Source organism: Stappia sp. BW2, assembly GCF_008107695.1.
In the GTDB taxonomy this organism is placed as follows: Bacteria; Pseudomonadota; Alphaproteobacteria; order Rhizobiales; family Stappiaceae; genus Roseibium.
In genome coordinates, this window is sequence record NZ_VIRG01000070.1 from 1,410,930 (window position 1) to 1,429,015 (window position 18,086).

At 57.6% G+C, this 18,086-nt stretch carries 14 protein-coding genes; 4 read left to right on the top strand and 10 right to left on the bottom strand.

The genetic code is table 11. The features are described 5' to 3' along the window. Window positions 1–2 precede the first annotated feature (2 nt). The 3 genes from FMN63_RS25510 to FMN63_RS25520 are packed head-to-tail and all read left to right on the top strand — an operon-like array spanning window position 3 to window position 1,982. Window positions 3–1,241: an agmatinase family protein gene (locus FMN63_RS25510; protein WP_209001311.1), complete on the top strand. Its 1,239-nt coding sequence runs from the start codon at window positions 3–5 to the stop codon at window positions 1,239–1,241. 4 nt (window positions 1,242–1,245) lie between these two features. Further along, window positions 1,246–1,752 carry a hypothetical protein gene (locus tag FMN63_RS25515; protein WP_148586889.1) on the top strand — a complete coding sequence of 169 codons (507 nt, stop codon included), beginning with the start codon at window positions 1,246–1,248 and terminating at the stop codon, window positions 1,750–1,752. Next, a complete protein-coding gene (locus FMN63_RS25520; protein ID WP_148586890.1) occupies window positions 1,749–1,982 on the top strand; it encodes a hypothetical protein in 234 nt (77 codons plus the stop codon). The genes FMN63_RS25515 and FMN63_RS25520 overlap by 4 nt, the downstream gene beginning before the upstream one ends. Window positions 1,983–2,019: 37 nt before the next feature. Here FMN63_RS25520 and FMN63_RS25525 read toward each other — a convergent pair whose 3' ends face one another. Continuing rightward, window positions 2,020–3,978: a putative bifunctional diguanylate cyclase/phosphodiesterase gene (locus tag FMN63_RS25525; protein ID WP_148586891.1), complete on the bottom strand. Its 1,959-nt coding sequence runs from the start codon at window positions 3,976–3,978 to the stop codon at window positions 2,020–2,022. 470 nt (window positions 3,979–4,448) lie between these two features. Here FMN63_RS25525 and FMN63_RS25530 point away from each other — a divergent pair, with 470 nt between their 5' ends. Beyond that, window positions 4,449–6,098, top strand: a complete 1,650-nt coding sequence (locus FMN63_RS25530; RefSeq protein ID WP_148586892.1) for an alpha/beta hydrolase — start codon at window positions 4,449–4,451, stop codon at window positions 6,096–6,098. Window positions 6,099–6,123: 25 nt separating this feature from the next. On the opposite strand, the gene FMN63_RS25535 is transcribed toward FMN63_RS25530, so the two are convergent. The 9 genes from FMN63_RS25535 to FMN63_RS25575 all read right to left on the bottom strand — a co-directional run bounded on the left by FMN63_RS25535 (window position 6,124) and on the right by FMN63_RS25575 (window position 18,083). After that, a complete protein-coding gene (locus FMN63_RS25535) occupies window positions 6,124–7,068 on the bottom strand; it encodes a patatin-like phospholipase family protein (protein WP_148586893.1) in 945 nt (314 codons plus the stop codon). A gap of 222 nt (window positions 7,069–7,290) precedes the next feature. Then, the gene (locus FMN63_RS25540) at window positions 7,291–8,355 is read right to left on the bottom strand and encodes a BMP family ABC transporter substrate-binding protein (protein ID WP_148586894.1); all 1,065 of its coding nucleotides are present in this window, start codon (window positions 8,353–8,355) and stop codon (window positions 7,291–7,293) included. A gap of 98 nt (window positions 8,356–8,453) precedes the next feature. Beyond that, window positions 8,454–9,368, bottom strand: a complete 915-nt coding sequence (locus FMN63_RS25545) for an ABC transporter permease (RefSeq protein WP_148586895.1) — start codon at window positions 9,366–9,368, stop codon at window positions 8,454–8,456. Next, window positions 9,361–10,449 (bottom strand): ABC transporter permease, encoded by a 1,089-nt coding sequence (locus tag FMN63_RS25550; protein ID WP_148586896.1) that lies wholly within the window; start codon window positions 10,447–10,449, stop codon window positions 9,361–9,363. The genes FMN63_RS25545 and FMN63_RS25550 overlap by 8 nt, the downstream gene beginning before the upstream one ends. After that, window positions 10,449–11,963 carry an ABC transporter ATP-binding protein gene (locus FMN63_RS25555; RefSeq protein WP_162530130.1) on the bottom strand — a complete coding sequence of 505 codons (1,515 nt, stop codon included), beginning with the start codon at window positions 11,961–11,963 and terminating at the stop codon, window positions 10,449–10,451. Before FMN63_RS25555 ends, FMN63_RS25550 begins: the two co-directional genes overlap by 1 nt. Before the next feature lie 93 nt (window positions 11,964–12,056). Beyond that, window positions 12,057–13,070 carry a xanthine dehydrogenase accessory protein XdhC gene (gene xdhC, locus FMN63_RS25560; protein ID WP_148586898.1) on the bottom strand — a complete coding sequence of 338 codons (1,014 nt, stop codon included), beginning with the start codon at window positions 13,068–13,070 and terminating at the stop codon, window positions 12,057–12,059. Beyond that, on the bottom strand, window positions 13,070–15,406 hold the full coding sequence (gene xdhB / locus FMN63_RS25565; RefSeq protein ID WP_148586899.1) for a xanthine dehydrogenase molybdopterin binding subunit: 2,337 nt from the start codon (window positions 15,404–15,406) through the stop codon (window positions 13,070–13,072). The genes xdhC and xdhB overlap by 1 nt, the downstream gene beginning before the upstream one ends. After that, window positions 15,390–16,874, bottom strand: a complete 1,485-nt coding sequence (gene xdhA, locus FMN63_RS25570; protein WP_148586900.1) for a xanthine dehydrogenase small subunit — start codon at window positions 16,872–16,874, stop codon at window positions 15,390–15,392. The genes xdhB and xdhA overlap by 17 nt, the downstream gene beginning before the upstream one ends. Before the next feature lie 258 nt (window positions 16,875–17,132). After that, a complete protein-coding gene (locus FMN63_RS25575; RefSeq protein WP_148586901.1) occupies window positions 17,133–18,083 on the bottom strand; it encodes a LysR family transcriptional regulator in 951 nt (316 codons plus the stop codon). Between the last annotated feature and the right edge of the window lie 3 nt (window positions 18,084–18,086).

Consider the following 18,086-nt stretch of genomic DNA (forward strand, 5'->3'; position numbering starts at 1 on the left):
CCATGAGTTTCCATCGAACCTCAGGCCCCAGGACGCAACACCGTGTCGCGGGGTATGTCAACCGAGGCCCCAACCGGCGACAGCACCATCCAGACTTTGACAAATTGCAACTGCGTGGCTGGAAGGCTGCTGAGAAGGAAAGTGCCCTGCCCTCTGCCGCCTGGGAAAAGGAAAAAGCCTGGGCTCTGCGGATGGGACTGACCGGATCGGATAGTCTCACCGACAAATCCATCCCGACGTTCGCCCGTGGTGAACTGCCCCACTACGCGGGTATCAACACCTTCCTGAAGGCACCCTACATCGAGGATGTTACGAAGGTCGGCGCCTATGATGCGGCCGTCATCGGCATTCCTTTCGACGGTGGCACCACCTACAGGCCGGGCACACGGTTCGGGCCACAGGGCGTTCGCAAGATTTCCGCCCTCTACACGCCCTACAATTATGAGATGGGCGTCGACCTTCGGGAACAGATGACGCTTTGCGACGTCGGCGACATTTTCACCATTCCCGCCAATATCGAGAAGACCTTCGACCAGATCACGCGGGCAGTGTCCCACGTCGCTTCGTCCGGAGCCCTGCCGATCATGATTGGCGGCGATCACTCGATTGGTTTTCCCTGTGTCCGCGGGATTGCCCAGTGCACGTCCAAACGTATCGGCATCGTGCATTTCGACCGGCATATCGACATTCAGGAAAAGGATCTGGATGAACGGATGCATACGACGCCCTGGTTCCACGCGACGGATCTCGTCAACGTGCCGGCTGTCAATCTGGTTCAGATCGGCATCGGTGGTTGGCAGGTGCCGCGTGAAGGGGTGGAAGTCGCCCGTCAACGCAACACCAACATCTTCACCATGCGCGATGTTGAAGAACTGGGACTGGCGGAAACAGCCGCCCGCGCCCTTGAGCTGGCGTGGAAGGACGCCGATGCGGTTTATATCTCGTTTGATATCGACAGTGTCGACTGCGGGTTTGTGCCAGGCACCGGATGGCCGGAACCGGGTGGCTTCCTGCCGAGAGAGGCGCTTGAGCTGGTGTCGCTGGTGGCCAAGGAAGGCATCTGCGGTCTGGAGGTTGTGGAAGTCTCACCGCCTTACGATTGCTCCGATATAACGGCCCTGCTTGCGACACGTGTGATTGTGGACGTCCTCGGTACGCTGGTTTCCCACGGCAAGATGGGCGCGCATAAATCCATCATCGACAAGCCGGTGTCCATTCCGGCCGGTCCGGACGTGGAGTAAGGAGATGGCGCGAAATCATCACACGCATGACCACCACTTTCACCATGGTCATCACCACCACCAACATTCCCATGAGCACACGCACGATCATGGAGACCTCGCCGGCCACAATCATGCCGGCCCGGACCATTTGCATTCACATGTGCATGGGGCTTCCCAAACAGGCCGGGCGGAAGAACTGCGGGCGCTTGCGGAGAGCTTCATCGATGGCTTTCGGGCAGCGGAAGACAAGACCAGTTATCTGCGTCTTGCCGGCGTCCCATTTCACCGCCCCGGCACCGATGGTCTCGTGCAGCACCTGGTCGACGCGAAGATTGTCAGTAATTGGCAGGTAGGCACAGCTTCGCCTGCCTTCGCGTCCCGTGAACTCGTCTACATGAGTTTGCCCGGCTCGATGGTCAAAGCCCGGGAAACCATGACCTTCACTTTTGTATCCCTGTCGGAGCGGTCAGACATCGACCTGATCGACATCCTCACCACTCGCCTGTCCCATGGAGATATCGCAGAATGAAACAGCTTGTGACGACGTCACTTCTCGCCGTGGCCTCTACACCGGCCCTCGCCCACCCTGGTGCGCATGATCATTTGACCGGCCTGGAAAGCGCAGGAGCGCACCTGCTTGGATCGCCATTCCATCAGCTTGTGTTCGTTGCAGCCGTTGGAGGTCTCGTTCTGCTGGTTTCTCTGGTCAGGCAGTCGAGACAAACAAAGAAGAAATTGGCAGCCAAACGCACATCTTGAGCAACGGCCGCTTAGGCGGGACTTTGCCTTTCGGCTGTCAAAGTCCCGCCAGGGTGCTTCTGGAGTGATCGGAGAAGAACAGCGTCGTAATGTCGTCAATCGCCATCGGGCCACCGAAGAGATAGCCTTGGCCTATGGTGCAGCCGATATCTACCAGCACATCGCGCTGCTCAACGGTCTCGATACCTTCGATCAAGACCTGTGAGCCCATGGTTTCGGCGATACCGAGAACCATCTTGAGGATGTCGCGCAGTTTCTTGTCCTTGACTGCCTTTGTTGCAAAGGAACGGTCGATCTTGATTTCGTCCCAGTCGAATTCCGTCAGATATGACAGAGCCGAATACCCGACGCCGAAATCGTCCAGCGAAATGCCGATACCCAGCGACCGCAATTCGGAAAGTGTTGTTTGAATGCGGCGCAAATCGCTCATCAGGGTTGTTTCGGTGACTTCCAGTTTCAGTCTGGAAGCCGGTAATCCGGTGCGTCCCAGGCACTCGTCCAGCATTGCGACGACATCATCGCTGAGAATTTGAGCGACCGACAGGTTGACCGAAAGGCTCAGGTCCACTGGAAGCAACTGAACTTCAGAACAGGAAGTCTCCAGGATCTTCCAGCCGAGTGAAACGATGTCGCCATTGCGCTCGGCAATCGGGATGAATTCCGATGGGGAAATCCAGCCCAATTCGGAATGATACCAGCGCGCCAGAGCTTCCACGCCGAAGATACGCCCGGTCATGAGATTGAACTGCGGCTGGAAGTGAGGCAGGCACTCGTTCGCCTCGATAGCACGGGCAAGTGCATTTTCGACGATTGTGCGCCGTTCCATTTCCGCGCGCATGGCCGGTTCGTATGTCACGACGCGGCGGCGGCTGTAACTGACCGCGTTGCTGACAGCCAGATCAGCATTGCGGATAATGTCTGCCGCATCTCGCTCGACAGTTGACGAATCCGCGTAGCCGATGGCTGGCGAAATCAAGAATGAGCCTACCGTTGTGGGAACCGGACGCAGAAAAATATCGTGGATGCGCTTTGCTATCACAGATGCGGTGAGACCAAGGTCCTCGTCGCTGATAGTCATCAGCAAGAATCCCTTGCCGCCAGATCGAGCCAGACAGTTTTCTCCCTCCATCCGGTCAACGGCGTGTCGCAACAAGTCCGCAGTCGACGTTAGGATGGCTTCTTCGGTCGCCAGGCTGAATTTGTTGATCGCGGGCAGCCGGGACTCCAGATCGATATTGAGAATGCTCAAGGTCTGCCCATCCGATAGCTTTTCATGGGCAGACCGTACGGTTTCGGCAAAAATGCGATAGTTTATAAGACCGGTTACGCTGTCATGGTTTAACCGGTGCTCCAGAAGGTCTGTTTGCTCGCGGCTTGTATCCAGTTGGCGTTGCAGCATCTGGCTGCGCCTGTTGGCGAACCATATCCACCCGAGACTCGCCAGCAGGAACGCAACAACCAGAACGTCTTGTACGATCTGATGAAAGTGAAAGGTGTTTCTGGCCGCCGCCATCTGCGCACCGGCTTCCTCTGTCACCATCTGGTTTATCTGCTCAAGAGAACTTTCTATTCCCTGCAAAATGATGAGTGCGTTGCTGACAGATGTCTGGTCGTCGAGTGCGTCAAGGTACGGTTCAACCCGATTGCTCGCGTAGACAATGTTGATCAACTTTTGCTGGATATAGTCCGACGGACCAACGATCTCGCTGTAGGCATCGCTGGGCCATGTTTCGAAAGCGGTTACCAGGGTTTCGTATGTTTGCCTGGCTTCAGCAGCGTCTTCCGGGCTTTTCAGTGCGCCATACCGCGCAATCAGCTTTACAAGCGTCTTTGTGTTGAAACCCAGCGCATCAATGAGAACAGAGCGTTCCAACTGATCCTTGTGCAGGTAGTCAGCTTGTGCACGGTAGAGAGAAGAGGCGTTTGCACCAAGAAAAAGCGTAAGGGTAACGCAGAGCGCCGGAAACCCAATTCGCAACAGTTTATCAAAACGCATTGGCTTTACCGCCCTGATGACAGAGTCCTTAGCTCCCGAATGGAGCCTGTTAACAGTCCTGCCGGCCCAAATGTCTCTGCCTCAGACGAACCGGTGCCCCCCGGCTTGTCATGTCCGGTCATCAGCGAGAGATCTTGGACCTGCTGCGCTGGACCGGCATTGGATCACGTTCGTTTTTTAGCGCCGCAATCTTTCAAGAAAATTGCGAACGAAAAACAACGTGATCAATCTGCGCGGATAGATCCTTCTGCCCATCGATCCACGACAATGAAAATTAGAGCCGACAACGGTTAAGACCGTCTAAACTCCAAAAGACGCAACGTAACTTTTTTCAACTTTAGGTGGATAACGGGGATTGGCAAAAGATTGCTTCAGTGCTGCCATTGTTTGCGCAAGGTTGTCTTGACGTCTCGTCTCCATCACGAAATTCTGCGGTAGACCAAGCAAAATGCATCGGGGAGTGTGTGCGAATGCCGGTCTTGAAGACATTCAGAGATGGGATTTCGCCGCTAGGTCTGATTGTTGCGGCCAGCTTCTTCGGCGCCGCTCTCACACCCTCGATGATGCCAAGAGAGCCGATTGTCCAGGCCGCTTTGGCCGCGGTTGCTGCGTCGGTCGGCTATGAAATAACCCTCTTTGCGCGAGGCATCTGGCGTTACCTTGAATTGCCGGAGCCGAAAGGGCGGATCTGCAGGCTCTGGCTTCTCGCTGCTATCGGGATTTCACTCGCGATCATCGTCTATAGCCTTGCGAAAGCGGCCAGTTGGCAAAATGCCACCCGAGAAGCGGTCGGACTGCCTCCCCTAGAAACCGCAGCCCCCCTGTTCATCGTCACCGTCGGTTTGTTGATTGCTCTTGTTTTCTGGGTGATTTTCCGGATGGCAGGAGCTGCTCGGCGGGCCGTTGCCGCCCTATTGGCGAAAGTCCTGCCCAGGCGTGTTGGTGTTGTCCTGTCCGTTGTTCTGGTCGGCTGGTTTCTTTGGGCCATCGTCGATGGAGCTCTGGTGCGCAACGCATTTCGAGCGGCTGATGCATCCTTGCTGGCTGCCGACATGATGCTTGAACCGGACATCGAGAAACCCATGGCACCGGAAAAGACCGGTAGCAGCCAGTCGCTGGTTCGCTGGGAGGAAATGGGCCGCTGGGGCCGAAACTACGTCGCTACCGCTCCTACGGCCAAAGAGATCGCCGAATTTTCGCCGGGCAACGCTATCGATCCGGTACGTGTCTATGTTGGACGCAGATCCGGCGACACTGCGGAAGCGCGTGCGCAACTTGCCTTGCGTGAACTGATCCGCGCAGGCGGTTTCGAAAGGTCCGCTCTTGTTGTCGTGGTGCCAACCGGCACAGGCTGGATGGACCCCGGAGCCTACGACACGCTTGATTTCATGCTTGGCGGCGATGTCGCAACGGTGGCTGTGCAGTATTCCTATCTCTCCAGTTTTCTGGCGTTGCTTGCACATCCGGACTATGGCGTCGATCAGGCACGCGTTCTCTTCAAGACGGTGTACGCTCACTGGACGCAGTTGCCCAAGGACAGCCGGCCGGATCTTTATGTGCAAGGTCTCAGTCAGGGTGCTTTCAATTCCCAGGCAACACTGCCGCTGTTCGATATGTTGGGGGATCCGATACAGGGCGCCTTTTGGGCGGGATCTCCCTTTTTCTCCCGCTATTGGTCGGAAGTTCGTAACCAGCGAAATGCCGGTAGTCCTGCCTGGCGTCCAACCTATGGGAATGGCTCGCTTGTCCGGGTGATGGATCAATATGGCGGACTGAAGGGCAATTATGCGCCGTGGGGTCCAATCCGTACTGTGTTTCTCAACTACGGCAGCGATCCGATTGTCAATTTCACGTTTGATACAGCGTTCAGACCGCCAGCCTGGATGGCGACGCCATGTGCGCCTGACGTATCGGAGAAACTGTCGTGGTTTCCGTTGGTAACGATGCTTCAGATCGCGCTGGATTCGTTGTTTGCACTGGATGTGCCCCGTCACGGGCACTACTACGTCGCACCGGATTACATCGACGGTTGGGCTGCGGTCATTGATCCGGAGGGATGGTCAGCTGAAAAAGCAGAGGTGCTGAAGAAAATTTTCCAGCGACGTGACAAGGCCATGTGAGGAAATGCCGGAATCAGCTGATAAGTTACCGGTTTTCCAGAAGGTTGGCCAACCCGCGCTTGAAGGCCTCTCCAGCTGGTTCTGCAGCCTTTACAATGTCCGCAATCTTGAAGAATTCCATGGTTTTGAAGCGGCCTATTGGTGGTTCGATCAACAGATCAGGTTTCATACAGGCCAACTTGGCGGCGACAAGCGAGTGTAGCGTAATCGAGAACGAACCGATCCAGGTTTCCAGGCCAGTTGGAAGCCCGCTTTTTCGTTCCGTGAAATCACTTCCCGTTACATCGACTGCGACCGTCGCCACTCCGTCATCCGGGAAGACATCAAAGGGTGTCGGGTTGACGAAGCCGCCATCGATCAGCACTTGCCCATCATTCTTGACCGGTGTCAGAAGCATGGGAAGAGCGGAAGATGCCGCGATCGCCGGAAGCAAAGGTCCGTCGTCGAGAATGACCTGCGACTGGGTATAGAAATCCGTTGCGATGATTTTCATCGGTATTTCCAAATCCGAGAAACGTTCCGCAAGGGCCGACGGGAAGAGCGTTTCAAACAGAACCACCGGATCGATGATCGCCGGGCGGACAACATTGAACAGCGACGACCATGTGCGACCGTCCGTCAGAAACAGTTTTTGGATCAACTGCGTCTTTTGCGTGAAAAGATCGATTGCAAACTGCCTGATTTCACGACCGCTCATACCACTTGCATAAAATGCTCCGAGGATGGAGCCCATTGACGTGCCGGCTATCTCAACGGGTTTGACGCCCAGATCATCCATCGCTTCGAGAATGGGGATATGAGCAAAGGCCTTTGCGGCACCGCCCCCAAGGGCAAGTCTGAACCCCTTTTCCGATTGGAGTTCCTGAGGAGCTGACTCAGTCTGCGCGGAGAGGTTTGCTGACGCCAGGTCGGCGATGCTGCCGGACCCGGCAGCGGCTGCAGCCAGCATAAGTTCGCGGCGGCGGATCATACTTCACGGATCCTGTATTGGTTCATGCCTTCAGTCCACCAGGAGGAGGAACGGAGACCTTTGTTCTTTTTGCAAGGTGCCGGAAATCGGCTTCAAGCAATGGAAGCACAGACCGTGCCCGGCAACCAGTGTCATGGCTTATGGTCCAGACATCAGGCCTTGGATACAAAACGGCCCGGAACCGTAAAGCTCCAGGCCGCATTTGAAAGGCGATAAACGCTCTTACTGGGGCAGCTTGTCGTCGATGCCCTTGACGTACCAGTTCATGCCGAGGATGGCGCCATCATCGAGGGTGACACCTTCTTCAGCCGCAACGGTACCGTCCTGCTTGGTGATCGGGCCGGTGAACGGTTCCCAACCACCGGCGATCTTGGCTTCGGTTTCCTTGGCCATGGCAACAACGTCATCGGGAAGGTTTGTATAGGGAGCCATGACGACGTGGCCTTCTGCAAGACCTCCCCACGTGCTCTTGGATTCCCAGGTTCCGTCCATGACTTCCTGGATGCGTTCGATGTAATAAGGACCCCAATCATCGACGATTGCGGTGTACTGGGCTTCCGGAGCGAACTGAATCATGTCGGATGCCTGACCGAAGCCATGAGCGCCGCGTTCCTGAGCTACCTGAAGAGGCGCCGTGGAATCGGTGTGCTGCGTGATGACGTCGGCGCCCTGATCGAGCAGGGCCTTGGCTGCATCAGCTTCCTTGCCCGGGTCGAACCAGGAGTTGACCCAGACGACCTTCAGTTTGAAATCCGGATTGACTGACTGGGCACCCAGCAAAAACGCATTGATGCCGGAAACCACTTCCGGGATCGGGAATGAAGCGATGTACCCTGCGACGCCGGTCTTCGACTGTTTTGCCGCAATCTGACCGATAATGTAGCGGCCTTCATGGAACTTGGAGTTATAGGTCGCAACGTTGTCGGCGGTCTTGTAGCCGGTGGCGTGTTCGAATTTCACGTCTGGAAATTTCTTGGCAACCTTGATCGTCGGGTTCATGTAGCCGAACGAGGTCGTGAAGATGATGTTGCAGCCTTCGCGGGCAAAACGCTCGATCGCGCGCTCTGCATCCGGACCTTCCGGAACGCTTTCAAGATAGGCTGTTTCCAGCTTGTCGCCGAAATGTTTCTCCGCTTCAAGACGGCCCTGGTCGTGCTGATAGGACCAGCCAAAGTCGCCGACCGGTCCGACATAGATGTAGCAGGCCTTAACGTCCGCAGCGTTTGCTGCGGAACCGGCTGCGGCGAAGGCAACGGCGGCGACGGTTGCTTTCAAAAGAGATTTCATCTGAATCTTTCCCCTATGGTTCGATTTCTTGGTTGCGATCTTGTTTCTGGCCGAACCCCCGATCGCACCGGGGCCTGGCCGACCGGTAGCTGGGAGGCTTACCGGTCTGGAACGAAGGGTTTGCCGAGACATGCCGGCGTATTGACGAGCGTCAGTCTGCGGTTTGCTGAGATGAGCACAAGCACCAAAATAGTCGCAAGGTACGGCAAACTGGACAGAAGCTGCGAGGGTATGTCCAGTTCAACAGCCTGTGCATGAAGGTTCAGGACGCTGACCGCACCGAACAGATAGGCGCCGATCACGACACGCAGAGGCAGCCAGGACGAAAACACGACAAGCGCAAGCGCGATCCAGCCCCTGCCCGCCGTCATGTTTTCAACCCACTGCGGCGTGTAGGCAAGCGACATGTAAGCGCCGGCAAGACCGGCGCAGGCGCCACCGAAGAGAACGGCCGCAAACCGGATCCGGATGACCGAATAGCCGAGCGCGTGGGCGGAACCATGATTGTCGCCGACGGAACGAAGCACGAGGCCAAGGCGCGTTCGGAACAGGAAATAGGCGACCGCGATGACCAGCGCGAAGCTGATGTAAACCAGAGCATCCTGCTGGAAGAAGACCGGCCCGATGAAGGGAATGTCCGACAGCCCCGGAATGTAGAGGTCCGGAAGTTTCAATCCCGGAATGCCGATGAAGGCTTCTCCGATCAGGCCGGAAAACCCGATGCCGAGGATGGTCAAGGCCAGGCCCGTCGCGACCTGATTGGTAACCAGAACGAGGACCAGAAAACCAAACAGGGCCGACATGGCCATGCCGGCGGCAATTGCGGCAATGACGCCGAGCGTTCCGGACCCTGTTTGGTTGGCAACCGCGAAGCCGACGACGGCCCCCATGATCATCATGCCCTCGACACCCAGGTTCAGAACACCGGAGCGTTCGACAACGAGCTCGCCGATTGCGGCAATCAGCAGCGGTGTTGCCGCGGTGATGATGGTTAGAAGAACAGCTTCAAACATGGGAGGCCTCCCCGGCAGACCCGCGCTGGCCGACAAATCGGACGCGATAGAGGATGAGCGTGTCGCAGGCGAGCACGAAGAACAGCAGCAGCCCCTGAATGACGCTGGCAATCTTGTTGGACACCCCCATGGCAGACTGTACCGCCTCCCCGCCGATATAGGACAATGCCAGGACGAAGCCCGCGACGATGATCCCGAACGGGTTCAGCCGCCCGAGAAAGGCAACGATGATCGCGGTAAAGCCATAGCCCGGTGAGATTGTCGGCAGGAGCTGGTTGAGCGCGCCGGACACTTCCATCGTTCCGGCAAGGCCCGCAAGTGCCCCGGCCGTCGCGAAGGAAAACAGGGTCAGCTTCCTGGCCGAGAAACCGGCGAAGCCACCCGCGCGGGGGCTTTCCCCCATCACCCTGATCTCGAAACCCTTGAGGGTCTTGCCAAGGACGACAGCCAGAACGATTGCGACGATCAAGGTGATCGGCGCCGCAAAGCTGATCGAGGTTCCGGGGATCGTGGACAAGGTGGCTGCGTCAGAAAAGAGCGCTGATTCCGGAAAATTGTAGCCGCCTGGATCTCGCCAAGGTCCGCGCACCAGATAGTCCAGAAGCAGGCTCGCGACATAAACCAGCATCAGGCTTGTCAGGATTTCATTGGTGTTGAACCTGGTTTTTAGCAGTGCCGGGATCAACGCCCAGAGGGCTCCCCCGATCATGCCGAAGACCATCATCAACGGGAGCGTCGCCGCATTTTCGAACTCCGGCATCAGGATAGGTAGGGCAGACCCAAACAGCGCTCCAACGATGAACTGACCTTCCGCACCAATGTTCCAGTTGTTCGACAGGTAACAGACGGACAAGCCGCAAGCGATCAGGATAAGCGGTGTCGCCTTGGCGATCGTTGCGTTGAACGACCACTCCTGCGTGAGCGGTTCAATGAAGAACTTATATAGTCCAGACAATGGGTTGTGTCCGGATATTGAGAAAATGATTCCGGCTGCGATTGCGGTCAGTCCGACGGCGATCAAGGGGGACAGCAGCGCCATTTTGCGGCTGCGTTCCTTACGTTTCACGAGTTCGACGCGCATCAGGCAACCTCCCCTTGCGCTTCCGCGCCGCCAGCCATGAGCAGCCCGACCCGCTCGCGATTCATGTTGTCCGTTGGCTCTGCTTCTGACAGATATCCTCTTGATATCACCGCGATTCGGTCTGCAATTTCAAAGATTTCATCGAGATCCTGGCTGATCACCAGAACCGCCGATCCCGAACGGGCAAGGTCGATCAATGCCTGCCGGATAAGGGCGGCGGCACCGGCGTCTACACCCCATGTAGGCTGATTGACGATCAGCACACCGGGCTTTCGGTCAAGTTCCCGGCCAACGACGAATTTCTGCAGATTGCCCCCGGAGAGAGACCGGGCCTCCGGGTCGTCGTGTGACATACGCACGTCGAAGGTTTTCTTGATGCGCTGTTCCATTTTGCCGGCGTTGGCGGTTGAAACGAATGCGGCGTTCACCAGCTTGTCGCCCGTGCTGTGACGTGTCAGCACGATATTCTGTGACAGTTTCATGCCCGGTACGGCACCGTGACCGAGTCGTTCTTCTGGAACGAAAGCCGCTTTCTGCCGGCGGCGCCAGGTTATGTTCCTGTTACCGCAGGGCTTTCCGTCCAGGACGACCATATCGGCTGCGAGCGGCATTTCGCCGGAAATTGCATCGAACAACTCACCCTGACCATTGCCGGCAACCCCTGCAATCGCGACAACCTCACCGGCACGAAGATCCAGCGAGATGTTGTTGAGGGCAGTTGCAAAGGGTGTCGCGGCTTTCGCGGACAGGTTCTTCAAGGCAAGGCGCGTTTCACCGATGACCGGTTTTTGAGAACTGGCACTGACGGAGGCAACATCCGCGCCCACCATCATGCTGGCCAGCGAAGCTGGTGTTTCCTTTGTCGGGTCACACTCGCGCACCACCTGGCCATGGCGAAGGATCGTGGCGTGGTGACAGATGCGTTTCACCTCTTCCAGCCTGTGGCTGATGTAAAGGACAGCGCAACCTTCCTTTGCCAGACGTTCCAACGTCAGGAACAGGAGATCCGCTTCCTGAGGGGTGAGCACCGAAGTCGGCTCGTCCATGATGATCAGCTGCGGTTCCTGAAGCAGACACCGGACGATCTCGATGCGCTGCCGGATACCGACCGGTAAATCCGCGACAATGTCATTGGGGTTGAGTGGCAAACCATAGTCGCGCGACACGGTCTGGATGCGGTTTGAGAGGTCCGACATCCGTCCGGGATTGGGCAAAGCCAGCGCGATGTTTTCAACGACACTCAAGGCTTCGAACAGCGAAAAGTGCTGGAACACCATTCCGATGCCGAGATCGCGCGCTGCAGCAGGATTGCCGATGTCCACCCGGTGGCCCTGCCACAGGATTTCTCCGCCATCCGGTTCCAGCGAGCCGTAGAACATCTTGACCAGGGTGGACTTTCCCGCGCCGTTTTCACCCAGAAGCGCATGTATCTCGCCCCTGTTGATGACGAGATCGACCCTGTCGTTTGCCAAAATGTCGCCGAAGCGTTTGGTCAGCCCCCGGGCGTCTAGCAAAGTATCCTTGCCGGATCTGCTTTGCCGTCCCGTGTTGGCGTCCCCTGTCGTTGTTACCGTTTCTGCCACGCCGTCCCCCGAGCGAATGCCGCCTTATTGACCAAGTGTTAGTTTTTGTGCAAGCCCCCCGCCTGCAGCTGCCTGTTGACTATTTCCAGCTTCGTCCCGAACCAGAAGATCGACAGCTATTCCTGCGGCGATTGACGCAGGCTCTTTTGATCTGACAGTTGTCACGCCCACCGGACAGACCATGTTGGACGTCAAGGCGTCGGTCAGCCCTCGCGCTTTCAGGCGTTTCAGGAAGCGCGCGCGTTTGGTTTTGGAGCCGATGACGCCGCAATAGGCAAAGCGCTGATGAAGCAGGGCACGTGCCATGATGTCTTCATCCAGTGCGTGTGAATGGGTCATCGCCAGAACAAACGCCCCTTCGGGCGCCTGATCGAGGATAGCTGCCGGATCTGTACTGGCGATTTTCCTGACATTTCCGGGAACTGCGCCTGGAAACTGGTCTGCTCTGCTATCAACCCACGTCACGCTGAAGGGCAGCGGTGCAAGGGCCAGAACCACCGCCTTGCCGACGTGACCAGCCCCGAACAGATAAAGCTCGCGCCGTTGGCTACCGAATTTCTCGACCAGCAACTGATTGCCCGTTTCCTGATCGTGCTGAAGAGATATTCTGCTCGTTGGATCATCCGTAAGCAGGCGACGCTGTTGCACGACGCCATCCACAATCAGAGCCTCGGTTGAAATTGGGTGACGTTCGGCCTCTTTCTGCGAGAGTGCCTGCGCCATTTCAAGCGATGCCCTTGTCAGAACCTCGATGGCAATCTGTGTGCGGCCACCGCAGCACTGGCCGAGATCGGGTCCGAGTGACACATTTTGGAGTACGAAGGAAGCGACACCTTCACGGATCGCTGCAACAGAGCGGCGGATAGCTTCGAACTCAAGCGTGCCGCCCCCTATGGTGCCATAAAAGCCGCCTTCAGCCGTTACCACCATTCGCGCACCGTCTTCGCGTGGTGTCGAGCCATCGGCGCGGGCAATGGTTACGAGAGCACAAGCGCCGCTCCGCTTCAAACAGTCGGCAATGTGCCCCCAGACCCTCATCAGGAGATTTTCCTCCGGCGCATATCCTGCACGGCCTTCATGATCGCCTCAGGCGTTGCAGGGGCGTCCAGGTTCGGTACAAGGCCAGGACTGAGGCTGGCTACCGCATCGTTGATAGCGCAAAACACCGCATTGGCCAGCATGACAGGCGGTTCGCCGACAGCCTTTGACCGGTAAACGGTTGCCTGCGGATTTCCGCTGCCCTGATAAAGCCGGACATTGAATTCCTCAGGTATATCTGAGGCGGTCGGGATCTTGTAGGTGGAAGGCGCATGGGTGCGCAGGCGTCCCGCCTCGTCCCACACCAGTTCTTCGGTGGTAAGCCACCCCATGCCCTGCACGAATCCGCCTTCGATCTGGCCAAGGTCGATGGCCGGGTTCAGCGAATGGCCGACGTCGTGAAGAATATCCACGCGGTCCACGGTCATTTCACCGGTCATGGTGTCGATTGTTACCTCTGCGCAAGCGCCGCCAAAGGCAAAGTAGAAGAAAGGACGGCCGGTTGCGCTGTCCCTGTCCCAGGTGATGCCAGGCGTTGCGTAATACCCGGCATGGGACAACTGGATGCGCGCCATATGCGCTTGTTTGGCGACATCCGCCAGAGAAAAGCTCTGGTCTCCGACAACCACCTTGTTGTCACCGAAGAAGATCGCTTCCGGGCCGCATTGGTGTTGCTCACACAGGAAGGTGATGAGGCGGTTCTTGATTTCCTTGGCTGCCAGTTTAGCCGCCATGGCGTTCAGGTCGGTGCCGGAGGAGGCCGCGGTCGGGCCGGTGTTGGGAACCTTGGAAGTGTTGGTGGCGGTGATACGCACCTTGTTCAGGCTGACGCCGAATTCCTCCGCAACAACCTGGGCCACCTTCTGGTAGAGCCCCTGCCCCATCTCGGTGCCGCCATGGTTCAGATGAACGGAACCGTCGGTATAAAGGTGGACGAGCGCGCCGGCCTGATTGAGATGTTTCAGCGTGAAGGAAATGCCGAACTTGACCGGCGTCAGGGCCAGCCCCTTTTTCAGAACGGCGTTGTTTTCGTTGAAAAAACGAACATCATCCCGGCGGGCCCAATAGTCTGAACTTTCCTCCAACTGGGCAATCAGGTCATGCATGACCTGAAATTCTTCGACCGGCATGCCGAAGGGAGTCAGGTTTCGTTCGCCGTCATAGAAATTCAGTTTGCGAATTTCCAGCGGGTCCTTGTCGAGAGTGATCGCGATCGCATCGATCATTCTTTCAGCGGCGAGCATGCCCTGAGGACCACCAAAACCGCGGAACGCCGTGTTGGAGCAAGTGTCCGTCCTGAGACGGCGTGAGCGGATGAGCGCGTCTGGGTAGAAGTAACTGGAATCGGCATGAAAAAGCGTTCGGTCATTCACGCCTAGCGAGAGGTCGACAGAATAGCCGCAGCGGGCCAGGAACTCCATGTCGACAGCGCGGATGCGGCCCTCGCCGTCATGTCCGACCTGCCAATTGACCTTAAAGTCGTGGCGCTTGCCGGTCATGATCATGTCATCATCGCGGTCCAGGCGGATCTTGCAGGCCCGCCCGGTGTGGCTGGCGGCGATGGACGCGAGGGCTGCCCATTGGTTTGCCTGCGATTCCTTGCCCCCGAAGCCACCGCCCATGCGCCGCACTTCAGCCGTGACGGCTGCATCTGGAACGCCAAGTACCTTGGCAACCGTGTGCTGGATTTCGGTCGGATGCTGCGTTGAGGAATAGACCAGCATCCCGCCGTCTTCCTGCGGCAGCGCCATGGCAACCTGGCCTTCCAGATAGAAATGCTCCTGACCGCCGATTTGCATGCTTCCGGAAAGAATTTCCTCGGCTGCATTCATCCCGGTTTCGGGGGACCCGCGCCGGAACTGATAGTCAGGAAGAACCGTCGTGTCGGCATCCACCGCGTCTTCCGCCGTCAGAATGGGCGTGATCGAGGCAACGTCTATCTTCGCCTTCAGCGCTGCTTTTCGCGCCTGGTCTCTCGTTTCGGCAACGACTGCGAAAACGGCCTGACCGTAAAACAGGACTTCACCTTCTGCGAGAACCGGGTCGTCACCAAAGGCAGACGAACAGTCATTCTTTCCAGGGATATCTTCTGCAGTCAGGACGGCAACCACACCCGGGGCCGACCTGACCTCGTCAAGATCCGTTGACAGGATCTTGCCTCTGACAGCCTGCCGCGACCAGCCCGGGACTACGTGAAGTGTGCCGACAGGTTCGACCATGTCATCGATATAGGTCGCCGTCCCGGAAACGTGCTTTGCTGCGCTGTCGTGCGGTAACGCCTTGCGGACGTGCTTCAAAGGTGTGTCCAGATCGTTAGGGTCAAGCTGCGCGGTCATGGCCTGCCTCCCGCTTCGCAAGCACCCGAACTTCTTCCGGTGCAGTTCCGCTGACCTCCATCAGGGCCTTGGCGAGCAAGGCCCTTGCGGTCTCCATGCGATACTCGGCGCTAGCGCGCATATCCGTCAGGGGTGTGAAGTCTGACAGGAGCGCCTGCATGGCTGCTCCCCATGTGGACGGGTCGTCCAGCGTGGCTCCGTTCAAGGCGGCCTCCGCTCCTGATGCCCGTTTCGGCGTGCCGGCCATGCCGCCAAAGGCGATCCGCGCCTCTGTTATCACGCCCTCCTCGTCCAGCGTCAGCCGGAAAGCGCCCATGACAGAGGAAATATCCTGATCGAAGCGTTTCGTGATCTTGTAGCAGCGGAACGCCTGATTGGCGGAAAGCCGGGGCACGAAAAGACCGGTGACGAATTCTCCCTGCTGACGGTCCTGTTTGCCGTAGTCGACGAAATAGTCCTCAAGCGGCAGGGCTCTGGAGCCATCCGCCGAATGCAGTTCAAGGGTCGTTCCTAGTGCAATCAATGCCGGCGGTGTATCGCCGATCGGCGAGCCGTTGGCGATGTTTCCACCGACTGTTCCCGAGGCGCGCACCTGTTTTGAGCCGATCCGGCGCCAGAGTTCGCCCAGATTCGAGGACAAGCCGGTCATCGCCTCCTCAGTGGCGGCATAGGTTGCTGTTGCGCCGATGAGAACGCCCGACGGGCTGTCTTCCACACGGTCGAGACCTTCTATCCGGCCAAGCCAGATCATCCTGGGAAGGTCACGTAAATGCTTGGTGATCCACAAACCGACATCGGTTGCGCCGGCGACCAGTGTTGCGTTCGGGTGCTGACCATAAAGCGCCGCGAGACCGTCAAGTGATGCCGGGGCGGAAAAGAAGCAGTCGCTGTCTCCAATGAAGATGTCACTGCTGTCAGACAATTGCCGCAGTTGTTCCCGCGTTTCGTGCGCCCGCCAGGAGAATGCATCGTCGGCAGCGTCGAAACAGGCTTCGAGCGCGGCATCTATGATCGGCCGGTAACCTGTGCAACGGCATAAATTTCCCGCAAGCCATTCAGTCACGGTCTTCCGTGATTTTTCCGCCCCCGCGTCGTGATAGAGCGTGAACATCGTCATGATGAAGCCCGGTGTGCAGAACCCGCATTGGGATCCGTGCATTTCGACCATGGCGGCCTGGACGGGGTGGAGCCTTGTGTCCTGCGAAAGATCTTCCACGGTCACCAGCTCAGCGCCGTCAATCATGCCAAGCAACTGGATGCAACTATTGACGGGTTGGTAGACCAGCTTGCCATCGACGAGGCGGCCAAGCGCCACGGTGCAGGCGCCGCAATCGCCCTCGCCACAACCTTCCTTCGTACCCGTTTCGCGGCGGCGCAGGCGCAGGTAATCGAGAACTGTTTCCGTTGGGCCGACATTTCCCAGTTCGACAACCTTGCCACCTTTGAGAAAACGAACCGTATCACGCATGGTGGAGCTCTCCTTCTTCCGCAAAAGGTCGGACGGCGTCCAAAGAGGCTACAAGAAACGAAAGAAAAGCGCATGTGCAGCTTCTCAGTCTGGCGATCAGGCGCCCGGCTGAGCTTTCCAAGGCTGGGTTCAGAACCTGCGTTGACAAACGCCCCATCAATTTTCTCCCTTGTGCGGCGCGCTGCCGCAAAACTGTCACAAAAAATGTGCCTTAAAAAAACCAGGAACCAAAGCGCTCATTTGAGACCGTAATGATGCCTATTTGGCATCAAGTGACGGAAGTTGGTCCTTCAAAGCGAGCACGGCGTGATCGAAAAACATGCCAGGCGCAAGCGCAAGAGCACGTAGAGACGACGTTACCACACAGAGTCTGTCGGCCTGAAGCGGCGCATCGGACAGCGGTTTGAAGATTAGAACACCGTTGGCGAGATCGTCTTCACAGCCAATCATCGTCTGAAAGCCGATCACCTGTTCCTCCCGGGCAAGAGCCCGCATCAATCTGAGAGAATTGGCTTCAACATACGTGCGGGACGCTCCGGGGATCCGGCTGCGGACGATGTCGAGGCGCGTGCGGAGCGACAGGCCTTCCGCGGGAAGCGCGACCGGATATTTCAGGCAGTCCTGCAGACCGAGAGATTTTGCTCCCGCGAGCGGGTGATCCGGACGCATCAGTGCCCCGATGACGAGATCGTGGTGAAAGGCGATGGTCAGGGTTGAGGTTTCCGGCGGATCGAACGTGAAGCCAACATCCGCTTCCGCAGCCTCCACCTTGCGAGCGGCTTCCTTTGAAGATGAAATCGAGACATTCACATGAATGCCGGGATAACTCTTGCGGAATGTGCTGATGACTGCCGGGAGAAGTTTTTCGGCAACGCTTTCCACACTTGCGATAGACACCGTCCCGCGGCGCAGTCCTTTCAGCGCGTCGAGTTCGGCAACCGTGCCTTCAAAGTCTGAATAGGTGCGCCGGATATGCGCCAGCAGCAACTCCCCTGCCTGAGACAGGCGCAAGCGACGGCCGACACGGTCGAACAATTGCAGGCCGAGGGCTTGTTCCAGCCAGAGAACCTGTCTGTTGACGGCAGAGGATGCCACATTGAGATCTCGGGAGGCGGCGCGGATCGAGCCAGCGTCGGCGACGGCCAGAAAATAGCGCATCGCCGGGCTGTAGAGATTTCGAGACAGATCCTGTGCTCGTGCGGACCGCATGAG